This is a genomic window from Coleofasciculus sp. D1-CHI-01, assembly GCF_040218875.1.
Classification (GTDB): domain Bacteria; phylum Cyanobacteriota; class Cyanobacteriia; order Cyanobacteriales; family Coleofasciculaceae; genus Coleofasciculus.
In genome coordinates this window covers 1-21,602 of record NZ_JAVJQP010000009.1, presented here as the reverse complement: position 1 = coordinate 21,602, position 21,602 = coordinate 1, and the positions used below count along the sequence as shown (strand labels likewise).

The 21,602-nt window shown below is 46.3% G+C and carries 20 protein-coding genes; 12 read left to right on the top strand and 8 right to left on the bottom strand.

The features are described from left to right. Nucleotides 1-47: 47 nt before the first annotated feature. The 4 genes from RIB93_RS01625 to RIB93_RS01610 all read left to right on the top strand — a co-directional run bounded on the left by RIB93_RS01625 (nt 48) and on the right by RIB93_RS01610 (nt 1,654). Entirely contained in the window at nt 48-278 is a 231-nt protein-coding gene (locus tag RIB93_RS01625) for a peptide ABC transporter substrate-binding protein (protein WP_446369656.1), read from the top strand. 248 nt (nt 279-526) lie between these two features. Further along, nucleotides 527-796, top strand: a complete 270-nt coding sequence (locus RIB93_RS01620) for a hypothetical protein (RefSeq protein WP_446369654.1) — start codon at nt 527-529, stop codon at nt 794-796. Next, a complete protein-coding gene (locus RIB93_RS01615; RefSeq protein ID WP_446369652.1) occupies nt 784-1,230 on the top strand; it encodes a type II toxin-antitoxin system VapC family toxin in 447 nt (148 codons plus the stop codon). The genes RIB93_RS01620 and RIB93_RS01615 overlap by 13 nt, the downstream gene beginning before the upstream one ends. 148 nt (nt 1,231-1,378) lie before the next feature. After that, on the top strand, nt 1,379-1,654 hold the full coding sequence (locus RIB93_RS01610; protein ID WP_446369650.1) for a glutathione S-transferase family protein: 276 nt from the start codon (nt 1,379-1,381) through the stop codon (nt 1,652-1,654). A gap of 123 nt (nt 1,655-1,777) precedes the next feature. Here the strand turns inward: RIB93_RS01610 and RIB93_RS01605 are convergent, their stop codons facing one another. Continuing rightward, nucleotides 1,778-4,642 carry a transcriptional regulator gene (locus RIB93_RS01605; protein WP_446369648.1) on the bottom strand — a complete coding sequence of 955 codons (2,865 nt, stop codon included), beginning with the start codon at nt 4,640-4,642 and terminating at the stop codon, nt 1,778-1,780. Nucleotides 4,643-4,741: 99 nt separating this feature from the next. After that, on the bottom strand, nt 4,742-4,963 hold the full coding sequence (locus tag RIB93_RS01600) for a hypothetical protein (RefSeq protein WP_446369646.1): 222 nt from the start codon (nt 4,961-4,963) through the stop codon (nt 4,742-4,744). 528 nt (nt 4,964-5,491) lie between these two features. On the opposite strand from RIB93_RS01600, the gene RIB93_RS01595 reads away from it, so the two are divergent. Continuing rightward, nucleotides 5,492-5,818, top strand: coding sequence for a DUF6883 domain-containing protein (locus tag RIB93_RS01595; protein ID WP_446369740.1), 327 nt, complete (start codon nt 5,492-5,494; stop codon nt 5,816-5,818). A gap of 8 nt (nt 5,819-5,826) precedes the next feature. Then, nucleotides 5,827-6,072, top strand: a complete 246-nt coding sequence (locus tag RIB93_RS01590; protein ID WP_006106412.1) for a DUF4926 domain-containing protein — start codon at nt 5,827-5,829, stop codon at nt 6,070-6,072. A gap of 6 nt (nt 6,073-6,078) precedes the next feature. On the opposite strand, the gene RIB93_RS01585 is transcribed toward RIB93_RS01590, so the two are convergent. Next, the gene (locus RIB93_RS01585) at nt 6,079-6,234 is read right to left on the bottom strand and encodes a DUF433 domain-containing protein (RefSeq protein WP_446369738.1); all 156 of its coding nucleotides are present in this window, start codon (nt 6,232-6,234) and stop codon (nt 6,079-6,081) included. Here RIB93_RS01585 and RIB93_RS01580 point away from each other — a divergent pair. Next, nucleotides 6,207-6,407: a hypothetical protein gene (locus RIB93_RS01580; protein ID WP_446369644.1), complete on the top strand. Its 201-nt coding sequence runs from the start codon at nt 6,207-6,209 to the stop codon at nt 6,405-6,407. The genes RIB93_RS01585 and RIB93_RS01580 overlap by 28 nt on opposite strands. Nucleotides 6,408-7,217: 810 nt before the next feature. On the opposite strand, the gene RIB93_RS01575 is transcribed toward RIB93_RS01580, so the two are convergent. Beyond that, the gene (locus RIB93_RS01575) at nt 7,218-9,800 is read right to left on the bottom strand and encodes an NB-ARC domain-containing protein (RefSeq protein ID WP_446369642.1); all 2,583 of its coding nucleotides are present in this window, start codon (nt 9,798-9,800) and stop codon (nt 7,218-7,220) included. 241 nt (nt 9,801-10,041) lie between these two features. Further along, nucleotides 10,042-10,515, bottom strand: coding sequence for a hypothetical protein (locus RIB93_RS01570; RefSeq protein WP_446369640.1), 474 nt, complete (start codon nt 10,513-10,515; stop codon nt 10,042-10,044). An 884-nt stretch (nt 10,516-11,399) separates the two neighbouring features. Here RIB93_RS01570 and RIB93_RS01565 point away from each other — a divergent pair. Next, on the top strand, nt 11,400-12,566 hold the full coding sequence (locus RIB93_RS01565; RefSeq protein WP_446369638.1) for a SpoIID/LytB domain-containing protein: 1,167 nt from the start codon (nt 11,400-11,402) through the stop codon (nt 12,564-12,566). 158 nt (nt 12,567-12,724) lie between these two features. Here the strand turns inward: RIB93_RS01565 and RIB93_RS01560 are convergent, their stop codons facing one another. Beyond that, nucleotides 12,725-13,588 (bottom strand): Uma2 family endonuclease, encoded by an 864-nt coding sequence (locus tag RIB93_RS01560; protein ID WP_446369636.1) that lies wholly within the window; start codon nt 13,586-13,588, stop codon nt 12,725-12,727. A gap of 340 nt (nt 13,589-13,928) precedes the next feature. Between RIB93_RS01560 and ndhN the strand changes: the two genes are divergently transcribed. From ndhN to RIB93_RS01545, 3 genes are all read left to right on the top strand, one after another. Beyond that, entirely contained in the window at nt 13,929-14,411 is a 483-nt protein-coding gene (gene ndhN / locus RIB93_RS01555) for an NAD(P)H-quinone oxidoreductase subunit N (protein WP_446369634.1), read from the top strand. Between the two features lie 108 nt (nt 14,412-14,519). Beyond that, nucleotides 14,520-15,125: a vWA domain-containing protein gene (locus tag RIB93_RS01550; RefSeq protein WP_446369632.1), complete on the top strand. Its 606-nt coding sequence runs from the start codon at nt 14,520-14,522 to the stop codon at nt 15,123-15,125. A gap of 252 nt (nt 15,126-15,377) precedes the next feature. Then, nucleotides 15,378-15,830 (top strand): salt stress protein, Slr1339 family, encoded by a 453-nt coding sequence (locus tag RIB93_RS01545; RefSeq protein ID WP_446369630.1) that lies wholly within the window; start codon nt 15,378-15,380, stop codon nt 15,828-15,830. Nucleotides 15,831-15,876: 46 nt separating this feature from the next. On the opposite strand, the gene RIB93_RS01540 is transcribed toward RIB93_RS01545, so the two are convergent. Continuing rightward, nucleotides 15,877-18,135 carry a PAS domain S-box protein gene (locus tag RIB93_RS01540; protein ID WP_446369628.1) on the bottom strand — a complete coding sequence of 753 codons (2,259 nt, stop codon included), beginning with the start codon at nt 18,133-18,135 and terminating at the stop codon, nt 15,877-15,879. A 568-nt stretch (nt 18,136-18,703) separates the two neighbouring features. On the opposite strand from RIB93_RS01540, the gene RIB93_RS01535 reads away from it, so the two are divergent. Beyond that, nucleotides 18,704-18,886: a hypothetical protein gene (locus RIB93_RS01535; RefSeq protein WP_446369626.1), complete on the top strand. Its 183-nt coding sequence runs from the start codon at nt 18,704-18,706 to the stop codon at nt 18,884-18,886. Nucleotides 18,887-19,756: 870 nt separating this feature from the next. Here RIB93_RS01535 and RIB93_RS01530 read toward each other — a convergent pair. Then, nucleotides 19,757-20,419: a hypothetical protein gene (locus RIB93_RS01530; RefSeq protein ID WP_446369624.1), complete on the bottom strand. Its 663-nt coding sequence runs from the start codon at nt 20,417-20,419 to the stop codon at nt 19,757-19,759. Nucleotides 20,420-21,602: the final 1,183 nt, after the last annotated feature.

Genomic DNA, 21,602 nt, shown 5'->3' with positions numbered 1-21,602 from the left:
GGATGTAGTCCAATCGGTGTCATAGTAACCATAGAAGGTAAATCCTCATGTCTAAAGACTTTCTCCCAGATCCCCAAGAAATCTCAACCACTTCACCCAACCCCGAACGCGAACCTGTACAAATCTTAGTCATCGGTTCCAGCAATGGGATTACCAACATCATCCACAGTCTGTACGCCCACCACTTCGCCCAAATCAGTGAATGGAGTCCCCTGATGCCTGCGCCCGTTCCTGGTAAACTTATGCGGATGCTCATCCGTTACGTTCCCAGGCAATAGCAATGTCAAAAATAAGGCACGGCAATGCCGTGTCCCTACGTGAATATTGAAACCAGAAGCCCTAAATATTGAAGCACATTGTTTTGTAATACAATGAAGGTCAGTAGACCGAGCCAATTATCAGTATCTATACTCAGAGTAATCTATAGATAGTCAACTACCTACGCTAACCCCTTGGGGTATAGCGTAGGCTTGCCAGAAATTGTGGAAAATAACAAACTTTAAATAGTTTAGATGAAACTTAAGAAATGAATCCTATAATGCAATCAGCCTTGCGAATTGAAGCTAAAGTTTTACCCGGCAATAAAATCGAAATTGACTTACCCCCTGATACCGCATTAAATACAGTCGGGAACACCATTGAAGTAATTCTTCTGTTGCCAGAAAAGCCAACCCGAGCGACGGAGCAATCGATTCTGGAAATATTGGCAGAAATCCACTCTCAGCGCCCCTCTAGTCGAAACCTCGAAGAAATTAATCGAGATTTGCAAGCGGAAAGAGATACATGGGACAGCTAAACTTGCCTGACTCTTCTAGAATATATATTGACACGGTTGTTGTGATTTATGCCGTTGAACAAGCTCCGGTTTATGGTTCATTGTTGGCTGATCTCTGGGCAAAAGTTCAAGCTGGAAACCTGGAAGTCTTAACCAGTGAACTAACGTTCATGGAGGTATTGGTTATACCAATCCGAAACTCCGATACTTTTTTGACCGATGCCTACAAGCGATTGCTGCGATCACCTCAATTACAATTGCTGCCTATCAATCAACTCATCCTAGAAAAAGCTGCCAGACTCCGGGCAGTTACACCTTCACTGAGAACACCAGATGCCATTCATATAGCAACAGCTATTACTTCAGGATGTAACCAGTTTTTAACGAATGATCAAAGGCTACGGATCATACCTGATTTACCTGTAGTAATTCTAGACGAAGTATTGTCATCATAAAGTCATATTCCTAGGGGCGATCGCATTTGGCTTGGGTACAGGCTCTGAGTGTATTCGCAATTTCGGGTACAGTTGCACAAAACAACTGTCAAAAAGTTATGATAAGGTACGCGATCGCTCTGTAGGGATTAAAAATTGAGGGGGTCTGATGAAACTCTATTACTTTCCGAAAACACGCGCCATGCGTCCTCGGTGGTGTCTAGAAGAAATGGGTATTCCCTACGAGTTAGTGCGGGTAGATATCACTCAAACGGACAAACAAGAGTATCAAAAGTTACATCCCCACGGCAAAGTTCCAGTTCTAGTGGATGAAGATGTAACCATTTTTGAGTCGGCGGCGATTTGTGCTTATCTAACTGACAAATACTCAGACAAAGGATTAATTCCAGCCCCAGGGACATCAAATCCTCAAGGCTTATGCTGATAAACTCAGGCAAAGAGAAGCTTTTAGGCGAGCTAATACAGATTTCTAAGTTGGTGGTATTAAAGTGAACGGTAGTGCGAGCATCTTGCTCGCTACTAATACCCAATTTAAATGCATTACAGCTTACCTAAACTTAGGTGGAAGTTCAGCAGGTGGCGGAGAATCTGCACCTGGAGGAAGCGGAGGTGAACCGCCGGGTGGTAGGGGTAGCGGTGTTGGTTCTGTTCCAGATGGTGAAGTCCCCGGTGAGGGTGACGGTGAGGGTGACGGTGAGGGGGGTGTCTGCGTTTGTGCAGCAGAAGTGTCTTGGGGTGGAGGTGGAGGCTCAAACGTGGGTAATCCATTCGCTGTGTCTCCTGGTGGAGATAAGGGAGTCATTTCCACAGGTTCTGGAGGCGGCGGTTGGATGGTTTCAATGGTGACTGAACGGCTTTTTTGTTCTCCAGCTTCATTGGTGACTTGCAAGGTAATTGTTTCCGTACCTGCTTCTGGACTAAGTTCATAAGGCAAAGTGCCTTCGGGTGGTACAGTACCGGGTGCAGGTAGAAGTTCAACTTTGAGATCTCTACCCCCCTCAACTTTCCAGGACAAAGGTACAGGTATCGCTTGATTTCCAGAAATTGGTATCACAAACTTAGGACGAGTGAGGGTTTCTACACCACCAACTGTAAACTCAACAATATCAAAGGGAACAGGTTGGGCTTCAATTTTAATCGGATCACTTTTTTGAGCAGGTAATTCTTCGGGTTCTCCTTGTTGGGGAACCACAATTAATTCAAAAATATAGGTTCCCGGTTGGCGCACACCTGTGGCAAGATTCAGGCAAACTAATGCCTCATCTTGTATTTCACAGGAGTCTTGGAGGGGTTGAGGAATTCCTTGGCTAAAATCAATCGATTGCATGGGAAAGGTGACAATTCCTTCAGGATTGCGACCTACCAGTTTTAAGAGTCTGATTTGTTCGGGGTGACTAATTTTCCAATTCAGTAAAATACCTAGGTCTTCCGGTTGCGGCTGCTCGTCAGGTGAGTTAGTATCAGTAGCCGTTGGACTAGCTTCTTGGTCTGCTGCTTCTGGGTTGGGCTGAATGACTTCTTGATAGACGGGTTGAGTTGAGGCAAATTCTTCAATCTCAGGAATCGGAAACGGTGTAATTTTGACTGTATTCGTTTGGAGTTCCTCTAATTCCCCCCTTTTTTTTCCTTGGGGAATCATAGTCAGTTCAAACACATAATCCCCCGGTTCGCGAGCATCAGTTGGCACGTTCTGACACTTGAGAATCTCATCGGTTGTGCAGAAACGCTCTAACTCATTGGGAATCCCCTGGCTAAAATTGTAGGCAATTGGACCACTGGTGACGACTCCCTCTGGCGATACGCCTTGTATTTTTAGGGTTTGGATGCGTTTGGGGTTGGTAATCTCCCAATTCAGGCGCACATTTTCCTGATCAGCCGCCGAGTAATTTTTGCCTGCTGGAGCAAATTCGATAATTTCTGGGCGGGGTTTGGGTCTAAAAAAGAGAAACCACAGCAGGAAGATTAATGCACCAATCAGTCCGACTATACCTAAAATAACTAATAAAAATTGCCACCACGGACGCCCTTCCCAAATTAAAGTGCCTTGGAAGCGATTGTTAAGTAAGGGAAACTGTTGTAGGTCTTCAATTTCAATAACAAAGTTTAAAACTCGTCCATAGAAGGGTCTACGCCACCATTTCTGGCTGGGTTGCACCTCTAAATTCGCGATCGCGTACCCGCCAGGGGGGAGACGCACTTGGGTGGGTATCAGGGTATAGGTGCAAAGATCATCACCATCGGCACTTTTGGCTCTCAGGGCAATGTCGCGGGTAATATTGCCGCCGTTATACAGTTGTAACTCGAAAACACCGGACTGATGGCTGACTTTACCGACTAGGGTGACTAACTCGACAGTTAACAGGTAAATCGGCATTACCTGGAGGTAAATCGCATCCAGTAGCACCAAGTCGGGATTATTCAGGGAATAAAGACGCACCGTGGGGGAATAGATACTCGCCCAAGTATCTATAGGTGGGGTGATAATGAGCTGGATTAGACCCTTTTCACCCGGATTCAACTCCAAGCCATCCATCACCCGCACCACTCCGGTGTCGGTATAGCCTTCGGGATAAATCACCCTATACCAAATCGGGGCTAAATCGGGACAGGTTAAGCGAAATCGATCCACGCGATCGGAACGGTTGTGAACCAGAACCTGAACCTCTAAAGGTTCTCCCGGTTGAACCACCGCCGGAACAGCGGAACTTGTGATCGGGAGTAGGGAGAAGGTGGGATCATTTACCCGAATGGCTTCTTGGACAAAAGGTAAGACTTGCAGCCGTGCTTGATGCTGAATGGGTGTATCTTCCGGGTAATGCTGCTGGGCATCAACCATCAGCAGATAATTATAGGTACCCGGTGTCGCATCCAGTGGTATCGGAATCTGGAACACCACCTCACTACTTTGTCCCCGCCCTAACGCCAGACGTTCATAAGGGGAAATACACCACTGGTGTAGGAATTGGGAGGTTTCATCAATATAAATGTCGATTAAGGCACTTTGATTCCCCTCATTGGTAATGGTGACGCACAACTCAAATGTCGAACCGGGTGTAATTGGCGCATCCCCAGAGGGATTCACAATCATGGACAGAGGTTTTCCCGGTGTCAGCGCTTGCTGAATCATCTCGGAAAACGGGCTACCTTGTCGTCTCATTTCGCTGCGGTAGTAACGGGGAATACCTTCGACTTCCATTTCTCGGACAAAACCCTCTTGAACTAACTCATCTAGTTCTATTGCGATCGCCTGTTCCTCTTCATTCAGGTGATCAGCGATTTCAGGTAGGGTATGCCCTTCCTCTCGGCGGATAAATAGCACAATTTGCCGTTGACGTTCCGGAAGTGCCAAGATATCAGCAATATTTATTGTTTTACCACCATTTGCCGAAGGATTGGATGGATTGCTATTCATAGTTTCCCTTTCCCCTCTGGGTTTGACCTATCCTCCTGCTGACTTCCAAGGGCTAAACCGATTCTTTCTACGTTCAGCATGGGTGGAGCGACAACTGTATTAATTTTTACAGCGTTCACCGGAAATAAAGGGTCTGAAGCCCCGTCCTTCTAGGACGGCTTTTATCCGGATAAACACCCCAGGATAGTATGATAAAATGCAGTTGGCTTGCGGCTGCAAAGTCGAAGTCAACTTATCAGGTACGCCGGGACTCGGCGGAACCCAAACCGCAAAGGTTTGAAACGCCCAGCCCTGAATCGACAGGGTGTTAGGAGATAACACGATGCCCTAGATGGCGAATATCGTGTGCCTGGGAACCCGTTTACCGGGATATATGGAACGAAATTTCCATAGAATCTCCCTTATTCTAGGAGGGAGAGCGTCAATCTGACAATTAAACCGCAAGCGAGACGGAATGTCAGCTATTGTCATCTATCCTAGGTAGAATGGCACTGAATTAAGCCCTCAACTAAAGTTGGGGCTAAAAGCTTAAACCCGTTAAAACGGGTTCAAATAGCTACTCAGCAAGCTCGATTCTTACTTGAGCTTTAGGCGATATTCCGTTTAAGGAGCGTGCCAGAAGCGAAGACAGCGCTGACTACAAACTACGCGATCGCAGGTTGTCCTTAACCGATGAACGGGAAATCGCTATCCGATTACCTAGACCTGAACGGCTGTCGGATTGGGGGTTTTGCGGATATGGGGAGGGAGTGCGATCGCTCTCCTCCTGCTCCCTCGGCAAAAGAGGAGGTGGCACAACCGAAGAATGACAACTCTCTCCGAACTGGCACAACAAAGAGTCGGCAAAACATGAAAATCCCTGATGATGCCATCATTCCTGATACTAAATTAACTCGCTATCTCCTAGTCAAGAGAGAACAAGACGATAAATCAAACTTTTTGGCACAGGCGGGATTTACACGGGATAATCCCGACCAATTAAAATCCGCCATTCGTCAACTTGCCGATACAGTAGAAGCGGTAGAAGATAGAAGCAATGAATATGGGACGTTCTACCGTGTCAAAGGTCAACTCATGGGTGTCAATAACACAAACTTGGAAGTAATCACAGTCTGGCTGAACCGTAAAATTGATAACCAATTCCAGTTTATTACTTTAATTCCCAACAAGGAGTGACACTAGAAATGCTTGAACTTTACCAGCGCGTTGTCCTATCTCGCAACCTACCAGAACATCACCTGCAAAAAGGCGATGTTCTCACTCTGATTGATTATGTGCCTCACCCTAGCGGTGGCGAAGATGGCTATATTTTGGAAGTTTTCAATGCTGTGGGTGAATCGATTAATGTAATTGCTGTGCCGATGGGAGCAGTTCAAGCCTTGAAAAATAATGAAATCCTCACTGTTCGTTCTTTAGCTGAGGCGAGTTAGTAAAACTTAAACCTGCTCTCGCGCTAACCATGCAGCAGACAGCAATGACTGTTGAATATCTTCGGGTTCCAAATAGGGATAATCTTCGATTATTTCCCCCACTGTTTTACCATTTGCCACTAAATTTAAAACTAATGAAACCGGAACTCGCATTCCCCGAATACAGGCTTACCCGCTACTTTAACCGAAACCTGAAACGTTGTCGGGTTGGGGGTTTTGCGGGTTTGGGAGGGAGTGCGATCGCTCTTTTCATGAGCAGTCGCCTAAAAGTTCTAGGGGAAACAGGCGAGACGCGATCGCAAATCTCACCTCAACCCAGCCAATCACATCCCTAATCTGAGTTCTAGCTTGGTAAGAAAATGGCTTTACTTCCACTGTCGCCCAACCTCCTGAATCGCACGAGCTGTTGCGGCTAATGCTTCTTTCCCACCGAGAGCGATGATCACAGGACTTAATGCTGAGATATCTTCTAGTAGGTTTCTACGAATACGGTAAGCTAAAACGTCAAGGCTCTCTTTCCATAAGGAAAAGTCAAAATAGGAGGGTTTAAGGTTTGGTAGTAATCTACTGAGAGCCTCGGCACGGTAATATGCATCTGGTATAGTCCGTGCAGCTTCTAGCGCTTCAGGTAGAATTTCAGGGAAATGGGGTACAATTTCTGAGAGAACCTGGGCGCGGTGTCTCTCATCTGGTATAGCCCATGCAGCTTCTAGCGCTTCAGGTAGAATTTCAGGGAAATGGGGGGCAATCCTAGAAAGAGCTAATGCACGGTTAGGCTGATCTGGTATAGCCAGTGTTGCTTCTAGCGCTTCGGGAAATAGACTTTCAGGTAAATGGAGGGCAATCCCAGAAAGAGCTAATGCGCGGTTAGGCTCATCTTGTATTGCGCGTGACGCTTCTAGCGCTTCGGCAAGTAGATTTTTTGGTAAATGAGGGGTAATCCTAGAAAGAGCTAATGCACGGTTAGGCTGATCTGGTATAGCCAGTGCTGCTTCTAGCGCTTCGGGAAATAGACTTTCAGGTAAATGGAGGGCAATCCTAGAAAGAGCTAATGCGCGGTTAAGCTCATCTTGTATTGCGCGTGACGCTTTTAGAGCTTTGGCAAGTAGATTTTTTGGTAAATGAGGGGCAATCTGACTCAGAGCTTATACTCGGTTATGCTCATTTGGTATAGCTAGTGCTGCTTCTAGAGCTTTGGGTAGACTTTCAGGTAAATGGGGGGCAATCCTAGAAAGAGCCGATACGCGGTGTCCCTCACCTTGTATTGCCAATGCCGCTTTTAGAGCTTTGGCAAGTAGACTTTTTGGTAAATGGGGGGCAATCTGACTCAGAGCTGATACGCGGAAATACTCATCTTGTATTGCTATTGATGCTTCTAGGGCTTTGGCAAGTAGATTTTCTGGTAAACGAGGGGGTATCTGACTCAGAGCTAATGGCCGATTCCTCTCATCTTGTATAGCCAGTGCTGCTTCTAGGGCTTTGGAAAATAGACTTTCAGGTAAATGGGGGGCAATCCTAGAAAGAGCTAATGCTCGGTTCTGCTCATCTTGTATTGCCAGTGCTGCTTCTAGAGATTCGGGTAAAATTTTGGGACAATAAGGGGCAATCTGACTCAGAATGCCAAACCGGTTTCTCTCATCTTGCATCGCGTGTGAGGCTTCTAGGACTTTGGCAAGTAGATTTTTGGGTAAATGAGGGATCATCTGACTCAGAGCAAATGCTCGGTTCTGCTCATTGTTTATTGCTAGTGATACTTCTAGAGCTTTATCAAGTAGATTTTCAGGTAAATAGGGGGTAATCCTACTTAGAACAAATGCCTGGTTCTGCTCATTTTGTATTGCCAGTAATGCTGCTAGCACTTTGAGACGTAGATTTTCTGGTAAATGGAGAAAAATATCACTCAGAGCTAATACGCGGAAATTCTCATCTGCTATAGCCAGCGCTGCTTCTAGCGCTTGAGGTAGTAAAGTATCAGGTAGATGGGGTGCAATTTTACCCAGAGCTTCTGCTCGATTCATGGGATCTTGTTTCTGTTGAGCATAAGCTAAACCCTGTTCTGGAGTCCATATCTGCTTCTCCACCAACGCTGCTATTAATTCAGCCGGGATATTGTTTGCTAAAGAATTAAGAGAGGCAATAATCAAGGCATAGCGACACTGGAGTCCAATGGATTCTGATGGTTTCTCCTCATACATCTGTTCCGCTAATCGCCAAGCTCGTGCCACATCGGTGACAAAGTTTCCCAGTTTTCCCAGTCTGTCGCACGCTTCATACCACGCATTACGTCCTTGAGGTGTTGAGGCTTGTAAAAGTTGATGTAATTCTTGGGATTGACCTGCTTTCTCTAAATGCCAACTCAAATAGTTATGAATATAACCATCATTCGATAATGTGTACCATTGTCCATTTTCAGTCTTGGCACGGTAACGCTCTAGAAACGTCGCATGAGCCTCTTTTAATCTTAATCCCAGTCCTGGTAATTCCTCAGCATAAACCGGGTTAACACTATCGGTTAATAACTCTTTAGCTCGGTCATGCATTAAATCATGAATTCGATATTTTGGCTTCTCTCCCGGTTGCACCGCTCCAGATAACAGGAGTGCTTTAGAACGCAGCGTTCGCAGAATCGCCCCAGCTTGTCGCGGTTTCACTTGCCAGAGAACGGCGGCTGTCTGCTGTCCAATAGAAACATCTTCGGGTAAAACGCCTAACCAAGCAAACTGTTGTAATTGTTCGGGAGATAACTGCCGTAAACTCAAATTAAATGATGCGTTTAAGCTCAGACGCTTACGAGTTTCTTCACAACTGGCACTCCCAGCAGCACTATCATCTAATGTCTCTAGTCGTGCAACTTCAGCCTGGAAGTCCTCTAATAATTCCCACCACTCCACACCCTCAGCGATTTGAGCCGCCGCCAGTTCTAAAGCTAATGGCAGATACCCTAACGCCTCTGCCAAGTCTAGAGCTTGTTTCTGCTCCTGCTCGGACATCGGCATTAGAGGTCTACATTTATTCAACAACTCCAGCGCCTCGGCTGGATTCATCATGTCCAAGTCATAGCGAATGGCTCCCCGCACGGGAGCTTCACGGGTGGTGACTAAAACCCGACAGTTTGACCCCCCCACCTGGAACGGTTCGACATCTTCTGATTTCCAAGCATCATCGACAACCAATAAACTACGTTTGTCATAAAGTAGGGTTCTCAGATGCGTCGAAGCGGCTTGGGGAGTGGTGGGTTTATAGTCAAAGTCTCCTAATGCGTGAATCCAAGTTGCCAGAAATGAGAGGATATCCGGTTGTTGACCCAGTGTTACCCAGAGTATCCCATCGGCAAAGCGTTGATGAATATCGGGGTCATGAGCCAGTGCTGTGGCTAAGACGGATTTGCCAATCCCACCCAGTCCATAGATAGCACTCACGACTAACGTTCCGGGTGTGGTTTCTGCTGTTTCTAGGAGTAATTTTTTCACGTCCCGACGCGGTTGGGAGCGCTCGACAAAGTTGGGGGGTAATGGGGGAGCCTGGAAGGGTTTGCCTACCCATTTAGGTTTAGTGCCAAAATTAACAGTCCCATAATTCTGGAAGCTGTTTTGATTCCCATGAACCTCACCAACCGCCGTACCAATTGTGTTTTGATCACCGGAACTACCGATATGACCTTGATTATCAACACTGCCAACATCGTCACCAAAGGTGTATTGTTTTATCTGGCTTTCATGCTCACTCATTACGCCCAGAAACCCTACTCACTTTTCACAAGACATCTCGAAACCCTGTCCGATAAGCGTTGCTAAAGGTAAAAACTATTGCATTGGGTCAGGGCGGGTTTAGTCGCATCTGGGTTAATCCAGAAAGGATAGTTGTCAAACCCGCCCCTACACTCTATCACTCAAAACAATATGCCGTGAAACGTCAGAGAAACCGTAGGGACGCACTGACCTGCGCCCAATTCACTGACCTGCGCCTGATTCAATCGTCAACGCTATATCCTTTTTTAGCCGTTTCAGCAGAGGAATCCGCTTCAGCTTCAACCCACCCCCTAACCATTTCAATAGGAATACCAATAGGAGCAAACAACACTTTTAGCGCTTCAATACCACCTTCTTTCAGGGCATTACGGAGTCGGGTTCTGAATGTCGGATTGTGCTTAATTTCTTGTTGCAGCGTTACCACTAAAGCACTTTGTCTTTCAGTTTCAGTAGCATTCGGATAGGTTTGCTTAAGCTGTTCCAGTAGCTGCTGAATTTCGGCGGCGGCTTGGGCTAGTGTTTGCTTTTGCTCTGGTGCATAGTTGTTAAAGTGCTGAAGATTTTTATAATCGCCTTTAACCTCACCCGCCCCACTGTTAATCGTGTTGGACTTACCAGAGCTGATGATATGACCATGACTTTCAACACTACCAACATCGCCATGAAAGTTGTATTGTTTCTTAGAGTCTACCATTCGTGTTGAAACCTCACCGAGTTGTTATTGAGCTTGATTTAAGCCAAAGAATCATCGATTAACTGCTTTATCTTTATCCTCTAGTCTAGCTTTAAGCTGTAGGTGAAGTGTCAAGTATTCCCTCAAAACCAGGTATGGAGTGAGGACAACAACTCTCCACTACGGCATTTCACCTGGCTGCGGGTTCTTCTAGGGCTAAGGTTCCCTACTACAAGCTGATCGCACTTCTTTTGATAACCACGATTCACGACATACCGCTTTGCTCTTTCTGTATCCTTCGCTACTGATATTATCTTTAGTTTAGTCAAATGTCGTTTCGGCTAAATTTGTCAAGCTGTGATAATTTAAACTATTCTTTTACCCAGAACGGTTTAATTTTTTCAATCATGCCTTCATCTCAACAAAACGTCATAATTGCTCATTTTTGACTCCTTTTCCGGAATTATCTACGAATTTCCAAGGGTTACAGCAATTGTGAGATGAGTGTGCGATTTTCAGGTATATTATCTATGGTGGGTTTATTGTAAGCAAAACTAATCCCGACACAGATAAACTCCTTTTGACACAGAGAAGTAAATAATCTCCCCAACAATTCTTACATCTTTTTATCCTTTGCCAGCGAGAACTAACGCCTCTGTGTAATCAGTGCTACCAGCCTCCCACCCCCCACCTCTAGCGTTCCTACCAATCAGAGAAATCAGTGTTACCATCTTGATTCAGCCAGGGAGTGTCATATCCAAACAGGCGATCGCAGATTAAACTAAGAGGCGGTGCTTGACTGATAATCTGTCGCTATCGTCCTCTCCCAACCCGATCAGGAGCCAGTATTGATGATTCGCCTGCCTAACAACCACCCCATTTTCAAGGGTTCCAGACTATGGTCAATGGTTGTGGTTTCAGCATCCCTCGCATTGCCCTGGATGTTAGCTCAATCCTTTTATTCCGGTTCTCAACCGATCGCATCCTCTCCCCAGCCGTCTTCGGAGCCATCACCTGAATCGCAAGTCCCGCCGCCGCCAAATCCGTCCCCGGCTGAAGCCCAATGGCGTCATCGTCTGATTGCCCAAAGTCTCTCCTGGCAACGTCCCTCAACTCCTGTTCCCAAGGCAACTCCATCTCAATCCTCTACGGCTCAAGATACTGAGAAAACTCAAACCTCGGCGGCTCAATCACCGACAGCCAACCGAACCACTCAAACCTCAGCCCAAAAACCCCCCACCCCCCTACCGCCCAAACCCAAAGCCCAGACTCAAGCCCAAAGCCCACCCCCGCAATCCGCTCCCGCTGCTTCGGACAACTCAGCCAAATCTGAAACTCCTCCCGCCAATACAGCCAGTATAGAGATGCGAGTTGCGATCGCGACTGGGGTAAGTTCCCTAAATGTTGGCACATCTACCGCCGGAATCGTGGTGGATGGGAATGGCAAGACATTAGGAAAACTTGAGGCGAACGAAGGAGTTAACGTTCAACCCAATGGTTCTTATCTTCGCATCGGTGAATGGAAAACCCCAGGGGGCGTTTGGCTAAAACCTACAGGTGGCGGGTTTGTTTTTGTCAATGGTCGCTGGTATCGAGGGGATTTACTCTTAGTCTCACAAGGAGAGAGTGTCCTTGCTGTTAATTATGTAGAACTGGAGACGTATCTAGCCAGTGTCGTCGGTTCCGAAATCTATCCCAGTTGGCCCCCCGCCGCTCTGAAAGCCCAAGCGATCGCGGCTCGTTCTTATGCGATCGTGCATTATATTCGACCGGCTAATCAGTTATATGATTTGGGTAATACTCAGCGTTGGCAAGTGTATAAGGGAATTGAGTCGGAGTGGAATACCACCACTCAAGCGGTTCAGCAAACCCAGGGAATGTTTCTCAGTTATAAAGGGGGCGTTGTGGAATCGCTGTACGCCGCTTCAGATGATATTGTCAGTAATGTTTTTGGCGGTCAAGGAATGAGCCAAAGGGGAGCATACAAGTTGGCGATGCAAGGGTATGATTACAAACAAATTTTAGCCCATTATTATCCGGGTGCGGGGTTGTCGTGGCTTGAGGATCAGTGAGAGTCATTTGTCATTCGTCAGGGGTTGACAGGTAACGTTTTAAACGCTGGGGAGATTTTCAGGCTTAAGTGTATGATCATGATTTCGAGCAGGCGATCGCGATGACTTTAGCCACCAAGCGACTAACCTTTGCAGAAGTTGTATAATTGTCTTTTTCATCAGCTCTGATCCTGGAAAAAGGTATCGGGGTCAATTCCCGATTCTCGCAGTCGCTCAATCAAAGCATCTAACCGAGCTTGTGTGGCTTCGGCTCGCTGTCTCTCTTGTTCAGCTCGTTGTCTTTCTTGTTCGGCTTCTGTGAGAATCCAGTTTCCTTGAGCATCATACCAACGCAACCATAGGCGATTAATCCCTTGAAACTCTCCCTGCCATAATCCTAAACCTAAGCCTAATTCACTCATCCATACTCGCCCATCTTGTACCTCTAACTCTTGATAATGCGCTCCATTCAGTTTAAACGCCCGTAGCTGATTGGTGTAACGGCTGAATACGACATAGTAAGGAATATGTAAAATCTGCTCGTAAACCTGCCATTTTCGCGGTGGTTTATCTTCAGTGGGAAGCTGAATGTCTTGCCCATTTTCTCCACCTTGTTCCGTCTCAGATTCTCGCCCTTGCGCTTGCCATTCTCCTAAGTCTTCTCTCTCGGTTCCAGGTGAGAGCAATTCCACAACAACGAATGGATTGACGCCCTCCTGCCAAACCACATAAGACAGGCGCATATCCACATCATCATACAGTCGCGGTACACCGACAACCCCAAACCAATCTGGGCGCTTGTACCACAGGGGATGACGCACATCATAGTAAAGGTTTAAGTCGCTGGCATAAAAGATTTGTGAGAGGGAATAGTGGGGAGGGCAAAATGTCAAGCTCAACAATTGTGCTTGCCAATCATGGAATTCGTCAGGCAAACCGGGTTCCTCTGGATCTTCACTCGGAAGATCATACATCGTCGGTAGCGTTTCCCTCGGTGAACAAGGTGGATCAGTTTGAGGAACAGGATAGTTGAACGAAACCATGGACGGAAATTGTTAGGAAAACTGGCTCTATCTTAACAATCCTTACTTATGAATAAGGGCGGGTTTTGTTGTTGAGTTATTGGTAACAAGCCAGCGCTAGTTCCCCAACCCGCCCCTACAGCACAAGGGCGGGTTTTGTGGTTCAGTTATTGGTAATCAGCTAGCGCTAGTTCCTCAACCCGCCCCTACAGTATACTAACAATGCGCTATTGAGTGTGAGTTGCGCGGGTCTTCAATGCACGAACCGAGTCCTATGAACCCAGATGTGCCAGGAAGCCTCTATACCTATATAATTGGCTCATAAGAATTAACAAAACTTAAGGCGGAATCGGAGAAATAGATGGCACTGATCACCACCGGAAAGACGTTCATTCGGGATTTAGAACAGTCCGGCACATTGGCATTGTACGCTCCCTTGGAGGGAGGATTTGAAGGACGTTATCGGCGACGACTGCGGGCGACGGGTTATACGACGATTTCCCTCTCAGCGAAAGGATTGGGCGATCCAGCCGCTTATCTGACGGGTGTTCACGGTGTTCGTCCGCCGCATTTGGGGAAGAAAACGATCGGTCAAAGCGCTGCGGTGGGTGAGGTTTACTTTATCCCGCCTATCCTGACGTATCAACTGGAAACGCTACCGCCTAAGTCGAAAGGGATGGTACTGTGGCTGATTGAGGGCAGTAGTCTGTCGCGCCAAGAACTTGAATATTTCATCGCGTTGCCTAAGCAGGAGAAGCGGGTGAAAGTGGCAATTGAAATGGGAGGCGATCGCTATTTCCGTTGGCAGCCGCTTCAGGAAACCTTATCTGAGTTGGCATCCTAATGCTGTAGAGACGTTGCCTGCAACGTCTCTACATCTGTCGCTTGGCGATCGCCTATTGGTGGGTTTGATACCCTTGAGAAGGACTGTAGTAGATTTGGGAACGTTTTTATGCTAGAGAAACGAGATTATACCTTAATCATTGATAAAAGCGGCAGTATGTCCATCCGAGACCAGTATTCTGGGAAAAGCCGCTGGGATGTTATGCAAGAGTCTACTCTGGCTTTAGCGAATAAATGCGAAGAATTTGATCCTGATGGCATTACTATTTACCTATTTTCGGGTCGCTTCAGACGTTATGATGGCGTGACGGCTAGTAAAGTCATGCAGGTATTCCAGGAAAATGAGCCATCAGGACGCACAGACTTGGCATCTGTCTTGGAAGATGCCCTGAATAACTATTTTCAGCGCAAGACTAGCGGTCAGACGAAGTTGAATGGTGAAACGCTACTGGTGGTTACGGATGGGGAACCCGATGACCGCAAAGCCGTGATGAAGGTGATTATCGAAGCGTCACGCCGAATTGATAAGGATGAAGAGTTAGCCATTTCTTTTATCCAAATTGGCAGTGATCCTCAAGCCACGAAGTTCCTCAAGATTCTGGATGATGAACTCGAAGGTGCGGGTGCGAAGTTTGACATTGTAGATACGGTGACGATTGAGGATATGGAGGACATGACCTTAACGGACGTGTTACTCAATGCTGTAATCGATTAGATAACCAAGTGAGCGTGTGTTTGAGAACACAGGGGGTGCATTTACCTCATCTGTGAGTATCATGCTGTTTTGGTTTAGTATCCGATCCTTACGTCAGGCGATCGCTCTGAGCAAACATCAAGGGATTCGGTGTCAGAGTCGGTATAGCAAAGCTGATTAAAATAGAAGATATAGAGGACATGACCATTTGAGAATATGTCCTTAATTGTAACTGTTGATCAAAAAATCTCTCCTAACTGAGAGTTTCGTCTTATGGCAGAATCCCCCGATGACTTATTAGCCCAAATTAAAGCCGAATATCAAGAAAAAGACCAGGGAAAACCCCCGGAGAAAAAACCTCTGTTGGATGAGGATGACTTGAAATCACCTGCAACGAATTCGTCAACCTATCAACCTATTTTCTCATCCCAATCTTCGCGATCGCCTGTAGAAGATAGTATGCTATCAGAACTGAAGGCTGAGTTTGAGGAGCAAGAGCGCGAAGCCCAACGGAAACGACAGCAGCAACAGCAAGAGGAAGAACTCAAGGTAAAACAGCGAGAACAGCGCAAACGGGAAGCCCTCAAGCAACAAGCCCAAGAGTGGTTAAATAATTTGAAGCCACATTCTGATGAGGGGCTTTGGTTTGAAGAGTTTTCCTATAGCTATTCTTCCAAACTGGAAGCCGCGATAGATTATCTGCAAGCACTGCGGGAAACGCCGTGATTGTAGAGACGTTGCATGCAACGTCTCTACAATCTTAATTTAGAGGTTAGTGTATTGGTAGTTCGATGATAAATTCTGTTCCTTGACCGGGTTCAGACTGATAACTAAGTTTACCGCCGTGTTTTTCGACAATAATTGCATGGGCGATTGATAACCCCAAACCTGTACCAACACCCACAGGTTTAGTGGTAAAGAATGGGTCGAGTATGTTTTTTTGTAAGGTTTTGGGAATACCAATACCATTGTCAGCAATGCGAATGATCACAGAAGCAGCATTTTGATCAGTGTCGTCGCCTGCCTTTCTTCTAATTTCTGCCTTGTTTTCGGGACTCAGTATGTCTTCATCTGGAGTCGATAAACCCTGATTATCAGGCGTGATCACGCTAGTTTGAATCGTAATCCTTTTATGACCGTCTAAGTGAGGATAATGTTTTTCCTTCTGTTCCAAGGCGTCAATGGCATTATTGAGTAAATTCATAAACACCTGATTAAGCTGACTGGGATAACATTGAATCCGAGGAAGTTGACTATAGTCTTTGATGATCTGTATTTCTTTGGGAAAGACGGTCTTTTTTAATCGATGCTGTAAAATAAGCAGAGTGCTATCGATCCCATCATGAATATTGACGAACTTCTGTTCGGCTTCATCTAAACGCGAGAAGTTCCGTAAAGACAGAATAATTTCCCGGATACGTTCTGCTCCATCTTGCATGGAATTGAGCAGGTTAGGAAAGTCTGCTTTTAAGAAATTCAGATCCATCCTCTCAATCTGATCGTGGATTTCGGCTACAGGTTCTGGATAGTGTTTGCCATAGAGGTCGAGCAAATTGAACAAGTCTAGGGTATAGTCGCGAGCATAAGTAACATTGCCATAGATAAAGCTAATTGGATTATTAATTTCATGAGCGATACCCGCCATCATCTGACCCAAACTAATCATTTTTTCATTTTGAACCAGTTGAGCTTGAGCGTTTTTTAGTTGACGTAATACCTGCTTGAGTTTTTTATTTTTGAGTTTTAATCGACCTTCCGACTGGCGCAAAGCTTCTCTAATTTGCTTCTGCTCACTAATATCACGACCTTCGGGAATCAAGAGTACAACTTGTCCGGTTTCATCAGTTACAGGTTTGAGAGAAAAATCAATCGTGATTACCTGATTATTCGCGCCAACAACCTCCACTTCATAGCGCACAAATTTACCCATCGCCGCCGCCGCGATCGCATGTTTTAATTGGTTCTGGATTTCCGGCGAATGACTCCACCATTTCGTTTGCCAAAATGGACGCCCCGCCACGTCTTCACGCCGCAATCCGCCAAAATTTAATGCGGTTTGATTGGCTTCTAAAACGGTACCATCGGGTTTAAGCAATCCAATAAATTGAAACGTCGCATCAAAAATAGCCCGGAATCGCCGTTCACTCTCTCGCAAGGCATTTTCCGCCTGTTGGCGTTGGGTAGATTCCTGATGGGTATCACTAATATCAGTAATCATCCTCAACACCCCAACAAACTCACCCTGAGCGTTTAAAATGGGCGTAGCAGACACAATTGCCCATAACTCTGAGCCATCTTTACGGCGAAACTTAAACGGGTGGCGCTCGTGGATTCCGTGGCGACGACGCAAGACATAAGTTGAATAAAGAGGGCGACTTTCTGCATCCATGAAATCAAAGAGCGATCGCCCGATCATTTCTTCGACGCGATAACCTAACATTTCCGCCATACGAGAATTAGCAAAAATGGTTTGGCTGTTCACATCAAACATCCAAACTCCCTCTGACGCCGTTTCCATCATCAAGTGATAGAGTGCGTCAGACTCCTGAATGGTTTCTGACGGTTGCATCGTATGGTTAACGTGAACTTCGGGTTGACGCTGGCTAATGTCCAGGATGATTCCATCCAACCAGAGAAGTTGTCCAGTTTCGTCAAAAATCCCCTGTCCTTTATCACAAATCCAAACCACAGATCCATCGGCTCGCACAATCCGATATTCCAACCAATAAGGCTGTTTATGGGTTAGCTGTTTTTCAAGCGCTTGTTCAATAATTGGTTTATCATCAGGATGAATAATACTTATCAAAGACCGTTCTCGATTCTTAATAAAATCACTGGCGGGATAACCGCAAATATCCTCAATGGCGGGAGTAATAAATCGGGTTGTCCACTGAGAATCCCCGGCGCGGCGATAAATCGCACCGGGAATATTTGCCACCAGATCACTTAAGCCGGCTGCATTTTGCTCTGAACCCTGGAGGTTAGGGTGATCGAGTTCAGTTAAATCGAGAAAGGTTGGTCGTTCTACCATTGTTGTTGCTAGACTTGAGGACATAATTCAACTCAACAAGAGTGATAAGCTGTTCGGCATTTAAACCTTAATGTCAATAATGACGAAATCCTTGTAGTGCGTTAAGCGAAGCCATGCCGCAGGCTTTGCATCTTGCTCGCTACTAATACCCAATTTAAATGCATGACAGCTTAAGCTAAGTGGACAGGATCGAGAATTCCTCTAAAAAAACTTATTTTTTAGCACAAACACTTGATCCGAGTCAAGTTGTATTGAACTAGAGCGAATCTTTTCCCAAGTGCAGTGTGGTGGAAATAACTAAGCTGTTCGGCATTTAAACCTTAATATCAATAATGGCGTAACCCTTGCCGTAGTGCGTTTAGCGAAGCCATGCCGAAGGCTTTGCATCTTGCTCGCTAAATCAAGCATTTTGCTCGCTACTAATACCCAATTTAAATGCATGACAGCTTACAGTGACGTTTTCTTTTATCCGACTACTTATAAGCGTTCTTCCCTTCTGCCTTCTGCCTCCTGCCTTCTGCCTCCTGATTCTTGCCTTCTTACACTAGCAAGATATGGCTGATAAAAAATGCTAATGTTGTCGGTTGAATTAAGAAATATCGGCAGAGCCTTCTCGTTTCCCTTTGGTGTTCCCGCAGGGGAGAGTAACTCCACAGATCGGGTTAACTTAGAGATTGAGTGCAATCCTGATCGACGCCGACACGCTCCTAGCTGTGCTGTTGTCTTGGCTAAACCCACTTTTTCCCTGTAAGCACAACTGATTGTGTCTTTACCTGTTATCCTTCTCCCTCCAGTCTTAACCAACAATTTTCGGTCTTGTGGTGGCAGCTAAAAGGATTTGTTTATATTACTATTATGAAGGAGATTTAGCCACTCTTTCATCAGTCATTACTATTCTTTCAATAATTTAAATGTATGGGTATTCCAGGGTAGCCATAAATTCATACAAAGGAGAAACGCTATTGATTCCATTGTTCGCGCATTTCTCGCAAATTTTCACGGATAGTAATTGTTTTCGGATGGTCATCCCCCAGCAAGCTTGATTACTGTGACTATTTGTAGTGGGGTTGTAGTAAGCACTAAGAGTGCTATAACGTTTAGCTGGAGAGGGCTGAAGTTCCCTAACTACGAACCAATTCTATTTCATCAAATAAGGTGTGCCACGCCGCCATCGTGTGTTAGCGCAGCGTAACGCACCAATTATAGCCAAGCCCTCACCCCCAGCCCCTCTCCCAAGTTTGGGAGAGGGGAGCAAGAGGGGAGCAAGAGGGGAGCAAAAGGGGAGCAAGAGAATCCGGTTCCCCAACTCCGGTGCAAAAAAAGCGAAGTATCCTTTGTTTTCCCCCGTACCAAAAAATCCGGTTCCCCAACTCCGGTGCAAAAAAAGCGAAGCATCCTCTGTCCTCCCCCGTACCAAAAAATCCGGTTCCCCAACTCCGGTGCAAAAAAAGCGAAGCATCCTCTGTCCTCCCCCGTACCAAAAAATCCGGTTCCCCAACTCCGGTGCAAAAAAAGCGAAGTATCCTCTGTCCTCCCCCGTACCAAAAAATCCGGTTCCCCTTCTCCCCCGGTGGGAGAAGGGGTTAGGGGATGAGGGGGAAAAATGTCAAAGAGCACCCCATCACCCAGGAATCATCATACTCACCGTTTGACTCCAAGGTCCCGACTCTCCTTTTCTATTCACCCAGCGCAACATAAAATAAGCCGTTTTCCCCACATCTTCACCCTTAAATTCCATCACATAAGGAGTTGCCGTATCTAACGCCACAAAGGTTAATTCCTGCGGATCAGTCGGCGGCGGATCACCAATTTTGAGCCAAATTTCGCTCCCCATTACGCCACTGGGTTTAGCCTTACGAGTGGGTGTTGTTTCGTCAACAAAATGAATTTCTAATTGATAGCGTCCTTTCACTTCTACACGAGGAATTGGACGAGTTGTCGGTTCACCCAGGCTACTGGCAGTTGATTTAGACACAGTGATGCCTAATCCTTGGCGCATGGCATCGGTCATTTGAGGATTAACCTGAAGTTGATTAACCAATTGACGCAATAAAGATTTATACTGTTTACCGCTATCGTCTTTGTCTTGGCGGGCACTTTCGGCAGCAGACTGGGCGGCAATATGGTTATTGTAAGCCGTTGTCCAGGTCGTTTGAGCGGTGGTAATGGGTGTAATTTCTTCGGCAGTGAGTCCTAAATCGGTGAGATAATTGGTTAATGTGGCAATAAAATTTCCTTGCCAATTATTGAAGTCAGCATCTGAGCGGGGCATATAGCTACTCATCTGGCAATTGTTCTCCCCAACAATAATTTGATTTGTCTATTTTAATGGATGGTTCAGGGTTAGGGTGTCACGGTGCGTTGATACAATAGGACGGTGCTTGGGTACGGTGTCACGGTGCTTTAGTACGGAGCAATGGGACGTAAGTACGGAGCAATGGGACGTAAGTACGGATGAATGGGACGCAAGTACGGATGAATGGGACGTAAGTACGGATGAATGGGACGTAAGTACGGATGAATGGGACGTAAGTACGGATGAATGGGATGTAAGTACGGAGCGATGGTTTTTTAGAACAATAGAGAGCGTCATGATTCAGGTTTGTAGTAAGCACTTTAGTGCTATAACGCTTAGCTGGAGAGGGCTGAAGTTCCCTCACTACGAACCAATTCTAATTCATCCAATAAGGTGTGCCATGCCAGTAGTGGACTGACACAGCTAAAATTGTGGGATAGATTTATCGTTAAATCGGGCGCACGTCGGTCATCCGTGTCAACTTAAACTCAACCCCTCACCCCCAGCCCCTCTCCCAACCCCCCTCGTTCCCCCCTACAAGAGGGGGGATGACAGAGGATGCTTCGCTTTTTTTGCACGGGAGAGGGGAGCCAGAGGGGAGCCAGAGAATCCGGTTCCCCTTCTCCCACCCCCCTCGTTCCCCCCTACAAGAGGGGGGAGGACAGAGGATGCTATCGCTTTTGTTTCAAGGGAGAAGGGGTTAGGGGATGAGGGGGAAATTTTGAGCAGTAAATAGACATAGCTGAAAACCTTGCCAGCATTGGTTTTCGACCTTAAGTTGACACCAATGCACGTCGGTGCGCCCCTACAATTCTAATCCACCAATTAAGGTGTGCCATGCCGCCATCGTGTGTTAGCGCCGCGTAACGCACCAATTACAGCAACCGCCATAGCGGTTAGGACACATCCTATAGTAGAGACGTTCCGCCGGAACGTCTAAAACAACAGCGATAAAACGGTGCGTTACAGCGCACGGGTGTTTTGTGAGGGATAAAACTAAATAAAAACTATGCGCCTAACGCACCCTACACCTGACCAAACCTCGCTATCCCAAAAATGCACCAGAGAATGGCTAGGACACTGATAGTTATACAGTCCCGGCGATAATATAGAAGTGCCACGGGAAATTAAATACACTTCCGCCGGATACAATCCCCCGGCTGAAGGTGCC